This window comes from Mesorhizobium sp. M7A.F.Ca.CA.003.01.2.1, from assembly GCF_003998945.1.
Lineage (GTDB): Bacteria > Pseudomonadota > Alphaproteobacteria > Rhizobiales > Rhizobiaceae > Mesorhizobium > Mesorhizobium ciceri.
Genome location: NZ_RZRA01000333.1, coordinates 1 through 5,376, shown reverse-complemented (window position 1 = coordinate 5,376; position 5,376 = coordinate 1). Strand labels below are relative to the sequence as shown.

At 61.7% G+C, this 5,376-nt stretch carries 5 protein-coding genes and 1 pseudogene; 3 read left to right on the top strand and 3 right to left on the bottom strand.

All coding sequences use genetic code 11. The annotated features are described in order from the left end of the window. The 3 genes and pseudogenes from EN969_RS15280 to EN969_RS15270 all read right to left on the bottom strand — a co-directional run. Positions 1-227 (bottom strand): annotated as a pseudogene (locus EN969_RS15280) (ABC transporter permease); the annotation flags it as partial. Next, positions 224-1,399, bottom strand: a complete 1,176-nt coding sequence (locus EN969_RS15275; protein ID WP_063168760.1) for an ABC transporter permease — start codon at positions 1,397-1,399, stop codon at positions 224-226. The pseudogene EN969_RS15280 and the gene EN969_RS15275, both read right to left, overlap by 4 nt. A gap of 55 nt (positions 1,400-1,454) precedes the next feature. Next, the gene (locus EN969_RS15270) at positions 1,455-2,510 is read right to left on the bottom strand and encodes an ABC transporter substrate-binding protein (protein WP_063168759.1); all 1,056 of its coding nucleotides are present in this window, start codon (positions 2,508-2,510) and stop codon (positions 1,455-1,457) included. Positions 2,511-2,631: 121 nt separating this feature from the next. Here EN969_RS15270 and EN969_RS15265 point away from each other — a divergent pair, with 121 nt between their 5' ends. The 3 genes from EN969_RS15265 to EN969_RS15255 all read left to right on the top strand — a co-directional run. Next, complete coding sequence (locus EN969_RS15265; RefSeq protein WP_063168758.1) at positions 2,632-3,966, top strand: aminotransferase class III-fold pyridoxal phosphate-dependent enzyme; 1,335 nt, start codon at positions 2,632-2,634, stop codon at positions 3,964-3,966. Beyond that, a complete protein-coding gene (locus EN969_RS15260; protein WP_063168757.1) occupies positions 3,966-4,703 on the top strand; it encodes a GntR family transcriptional regulator in 738 nt (245 codons plus the stop codon). The genes EN969_RS15265 and EN969_RS15260 overlap by 1 nt, the downstream gene beginning before the upstream one ends. Further along, positions 4,703-5,376, top strand: a 674-nt coding sequence (locus tag EN969_RS15255; RefSeq protein WP_127419221.1) for an ATP-binding cassette domain-containing protein, incomplete at its 3' end; no start/stop codon positions are given. The genes EN969_RS15260 and EN969_RS15255, both read left to right, overlap by 1 nt.

Here is a 5,376-nt window from a genome sequence, read left to right as displayed (position 1 = left end):
GTGGTGGACAGCGCGATGACGACCGAGTTCCACAGCGCGGTCGGCCAGCGCTGGTCGACCCACAGTTCGGCATACCAGCGCAGCGACCAGCCCGGCGTCGGAAACGCCAGCGAGTTGCTCGAGGTCAGCGACATGGGGATCACGATCAGCAGGGGCAGGATGATGAACGCCAGCAATGTCGCCGCATAGGCATACATCAGCCATTTCCGAAAGCGGTCGGCGCTCATGCGACATGCGCCTTGCGGCGGAAGAGGACGGACGCCGTCCAGAACAGGAATGCAAACAGGACGAGGATCATCAGCAGTTGCAACGAAAGCGCTGCACCCATGCCCCAGTTCAGTGTGCTGTTCGTGTAGAACGCTATGTAGCTGGAGATCATCTGGTCGGTCGGCCCGCCGACAAGCGTCGGGGTGATGTAGTAGCCGAGTGCGAAGACAAAAACGATCGCCCCGCCGGACAGGATTCCTGGCAGGATCAACGGCAACTGCACGCGGCGCCACGCTGTGAGCCACGGCGCGCCCAGTGACAGTGCCGCGCGCATATAGGTGGTCGGAACCCGCCGCATGACGGCGACGACGCAGAGCACCATCATGGGCAGCAGAACCTGAACCATTGCCACGTAGAGTGAAAAGCGTGTGTAAATGAGATTGAGCGGCTCGCTGACGATGCCGAGGCCAAGCAGCGTGGAATTCACGGGTCCGTTCTTCTGCAGCACGATGATCCAGATGACGGTGCGCACCAGCAGCGATGTCCAGAGCGGAAACAGGATCAGCGCGAACATGAGCTTCGACCAGGCCGGCGGCGCGCTGACAATTGCCTGCGCCAGCGGCACGGCGAGCACCGCGCAGATCACGGTCACCACGATGCTGATCCAGATCGTACGCAGCAGCGCGTCGACGAAGATGGCGCGATCGGCTGAAATGGCTTCGATCGAATTGTCCGCGCCTCGCTTCAGGTCAAGGCTCGCAAGCAGATAATAGTCCGTTCGCGCGCTTTGCTGACGCGCGATGACCTGCCAGAGATCGATATTTTTCCAGCCGGCCTGTTTGGAGAGCACCTCGTCGCGCACGGGACGCATAGTCAGCTTGCCGTCGGCCGCATCCTTTGCCGTCTTGATGACGAGGAAACGGCTGCCGACGACGCGCTGGTTCACGAGTTGCGCCAGTACGCCTTCCTTTCCGGCGCGCCGCGCGTCGGCCAGGTCCTCGACGAGTGCTGCAAAGACGGGTTCGCCAGGCAGGCCGCTATCTGCTTTCCAGCCTGCCAGAGCGGCAATTGTGTGCGGCAGGTTGTTCGAAAAATCCGAGTTGTCGACGGCCAGAGCGAGGAAGCGCGCCACCGGCCACAGAAACAGAATGACGACGAACAGGATAAGCGGGGCCGTCAACAGGGCGAGCATGCCGCCCCGTTGGCGCCGCTTTATAGCCGGCTTTGTCCCGACCAACATGCCTGGGTTACTTCGCGAGCCAAGCCTTGAAGCGTTCTTCCAGCGCTTCCTTGTGCTCGGTCCAGAAGTCGTTGTTATAGGCGGCGCCGTACTGGAGGTGCTCCGGCGACGTCGGCAGGTTGGCCTTCCAATCCGCGGGAATGAGGTCGGCGGCTTCCTTGCGGCCGGTGCCATAGGCATAGAGTTTCGAGAAGCCGGCCTGATTTTCAGGGATGGAGAACCACTTGAGGAGATCCAGCCCGCCCTGCTGGTGCGGTGCGCCCTTCACCACGGCCCAGTAGTCGGTGCCGTAGAAGAAGCCTGCGTCCCATGCGATGGCGTAGGGCTTTTTCTCGTTAATGGCTTCGTTGGTGATGCGTGCATTGAACGCGTCGCTGAGCGTCACTTCCCCGCTGTCGAGGTTCTGGATGCCCTGCGTCGTGGTGGACCACCAGACGACGTTCGGCTTGATCTTGTCGAGCATGGCGAAAGCCCGGTCGATACCTTCCGGCGTGGCCAGCACCTTGTACATGTCCTCGCGCTTAACGCCGTCGGCCATCAGCGCGTTTTCCAGCGTGAACTGCGCCTGCTGGTAGAGGCCACGCTTTCCCGGAAATTTCTCGACGTTCCAGAAATCCGCCCAGCTCTTCGGCGCGGCGTCGCCCTTGTAGACATTTGTGTTGTAGGCGAGGACCGTGGCCCAGGTATCGGACGCGACGCCGCATTCGTGCAGGGTGCCCGGCAAATAATTGGCCGCGTCGCCTGTGATTTCTGGCGTCAGCGGAATGAACAGGCCTTCGGCGCAGCCGACTTCCATGGCGGGCGCTTCGACCGAGACGACGTCATAGGTGATGTTGCCCGCCTGCACCTGGGCACGCACCTTGGCGACCTCGCCGCCCCACTCTTCCATGACGATCGGGACGCCCGTCTTTTCGGTGTACTTGTCCCAGACCCCATCCTTGTAGGCCTTGTCCCATGTACCACCCCAGCCGACTACCGTGACGGGGTCGGCCGCGGACGCGACCAAAGCCGAGGTCGCGAGGCAGATCGCGGCGGCAGATACGGCTTGCAGATAAGTCCTCATTGCAGTTCCCCTTTCTTATCGTTGTAGATTTGATCAAATTTCAAACGCAAAATTGATTGATTAGCAACAGGAATTTACGGTACGGTGTAAAAAAGTGAAAAAGCCAAAGGGATTTGATCGAATGCTGCAAGGCACTAGAGACGTGCGCGCCAATGTCAGTCTCGCTGCTGTTCTGGACGAGGCGCGACAGCGTTTCGCTGACGCAAACCCGAACAGCCGGGCGCGTCAGAACGAGGCCGCGGCATCGTTGCCGGGCGGCAATACGAGGGCTGTTCTATGGTATCGGCCATTCCCCGTATCGTTTGTTTCCGGTGAAGGCTGCAGGGTGACCGATCTGGACGGCCATACCTATGTCGACCTGGTCTCGGAATACAGTGCCGGTTTTTACGGCCACTCCGACAAGGCGATTTCGGCGGCCCTTGTGGACGTCATACAGGGTGGCATCATGTTGGGCGCACCCAACCGCTATGAGGCGCGCCTGGCTGCCGCGGTGGTCGACCGTTTTCCGGCCATCGAGCGCGTGCGCTTCTGCAACTCGGGCACCGAGGCGAACATCATGGCGATTTCGGCGGCTCGCGCCATCACGCAGCGCTCGAAGATCCTCGCCTTCCGCGAGGGCTATCATGGCGGCGTACTCACCTTCGCGCATGGCGGCTCACCGCTCAATTTGCCTTTCCCCTTTGTCTTCGCCGACTACAACGATAGTGCAGGCGCCGTGGCGCTCATCAAGGAACAGGGCGACGAACTTGCCGCGGTGATCGTCGAACCGATGATGGGCGGCGGCGGCTGCATCCCGGCGACGCGTGAGTTCCTGGAAGCGCTGCGCGCCGCGACGAAGGAGACCGGCGCGCTGCTGATCTTCGACGAGGTGATGACCTCGCGCCTCGACTACCGCGCGCTCCATGGCGCACATGAAATCTTTCCCGATTTCGTGACGCTCGGAAAGTACATCGGCGGCGGTGCGAGTTTTGGCGCATTCGGTGGACGCGCGGATCTCGTCGACCGCTTCGATCCTGCTTTGCCTGGTGCGTTTTCGCATGGCGGGACGTTCAACAACAATATTCTCAGCATGGCTGCTGGTTTGACCGGTCTGACGCAGGTGCTGACGCAAGAGGCGAGCCGCGCCATCAATTCGCGCGGCGATCGCTTGCGTGAAGCGATGAACGTCTCCCTTGAGCGGTATGGCGTCGAGGGCATCGTCATAGGGCGCGGGTCGTTGATGAACCTGCATTTCGTCAGGGGGCCGGTGGACACGCCGGCGCGGCTCGACGATGCCGATCCATCGGCGATTGCGCTTTGGCATATCGAGATGCTGTTGCGAGGGTACTACGTGACGCCGCGCGGCATGCTGGCGTTGTCACTGCCATTTGGCGACGCAGAACTCGACGGCTTCGCCGCCGCATTCGACGATTTCCTGTCGAGCAACCTCAAAATACTGCCGCGCCGGACAAACTGATGCTCGATCGCAAGGATGCCACTGCCGGCTCGGCCGCGCAAAAGACAGCTCATGTTCGTGTACATACGGGCTTGAAGGAGGCACTGATGAACGGTGACTTCCTGCCCGGCCAGAGACTGGTCGTACGACAGCTTGCCGAACAGTACCGGACCAGCGCCATGCCGGTGCGCGAGGCCTTGCGGCAACTCGTCAGCGACGAGGCGATGTTCGACCACCCAAATCGGGGCGTCATTGTCCCTGAGGCCACGGTGGCGCGTATTTCGGATCTGGTGCGTGTGCGCTGCAGCGTCGAAGGGACGGCGGCCGAGTGGGCCGCGACGACCATCACGCCCGAAGAACTCGATGAATTGGCGAAGCTGAACGGGCTGATGCGCGAATGCGTCGAGAGCAATGTCATGGCTAATTATCTCGGCCTGAACAGGCGCTTCCATTTCACGATGTACCATGCCGCGCGTTCACCTCTCATCCAGCAGATCATCGAGAAATTGTGGCTGCAGGCAGGACCGTTTCTGAACATCGTCCGCTCCGACGTGACCTACGGCCTGGGCCTGGACCATCACGACGAAATGCTCGCGGCGCTGCGTCGCGCCGATGGCGCGGCTGCGCGCAAGGCGCTGGTTGCCGATCTGCGCGAGGCCGCCGACATCATTCTTCGCGCCGCGGCGGCGGCTGAGGCTCAACCTGCGCGCAAACGCCCGGCTTCGGTACGCCGTGATCCGAAGGCGCAGGCGCGGTGATGGGCGGATCCCCGCATGGCCCGGTTCATGTCGAGTTTCGTGGCGTCAGCAAGCGCTACGGGCAGACCGTCCAGGCGGTGCGTCAGCTCGACCTGGAAATCATGCGCGGCGAATTCCTGACGCTGCTGGGGCCTTCGGGATCCGGCAAGACGACGGCGTTGATGATGCTTGCCGGATTCGAGGATACGACCGAGGGCGAAATCCTCATTGACGGTCAGCGCATCGACAACGTTCCCGCCAATCGTCGCGGCATCGGCATGGTGTTCCAGAACTACGCGCTTTTCCCGCACATGACGGTCGCCGAAAATCTGGCTTTCCCACTCGAGGTCCGCAAACTTGGCCGCGAGGAGGTGACGCAACGTGTCAGGAACGTTCTCGACATGGTCCAGTTGCCCGAATTCGGCAACCGGCGTCCGGCGCAGCTTTCGGGTGGGCAGCAACAACGCGTCGCGGTTGCCCGCGCCCTGATCTTCGAACCAAATCTTGTCCTGATGGACGAACCGCTCGGCGCCCTAGACAAGCAACTGCGCGAGCAGATGCAGTTCGAAATCAAGGAAATCCATGCCCGGCTTGGCGTCACGTTCGTTTATGTGACCCACGACCAGACCGAGGCGCTGACCATGTCCGACCGGATCGCGGTGTTCAGCGCCGGCCGCATCGAGCAGCTTTCGAC

Bases quoted from the DNA above. Each gene is read 5' to 3' on its own strand.
- EN969_RS15275 (WP_063168760.1), bottom strand. From the start codon at position 1,399: ATGCTCGCCCTGTTGACGGCCCCGCTTATCCTGTTCGTCGTCATTCTG.
- EN969_RS15270 (WP_063168759.1), bottom strand. From the start codon at position 2,510: ATGAGGACTTATCTGCAAGCCGTATCTGCCGCCGCGATCTGCCTCGCG.
- EN969_RS15265 (WP_063168758.1), top strand. From the start codon at position 2,632: ATGCTGCAAGGCACTAGAGACGTGCGCGCCAATGTCAGTCTCGCTGCT.
- EN969_RS15260 (WP_063168757.1), top strand. From the start codon at position 3,966: ATGCTCGATCGCAAGGATGCCACTGCCGGCTCGGCCGCGCAAAAGACA.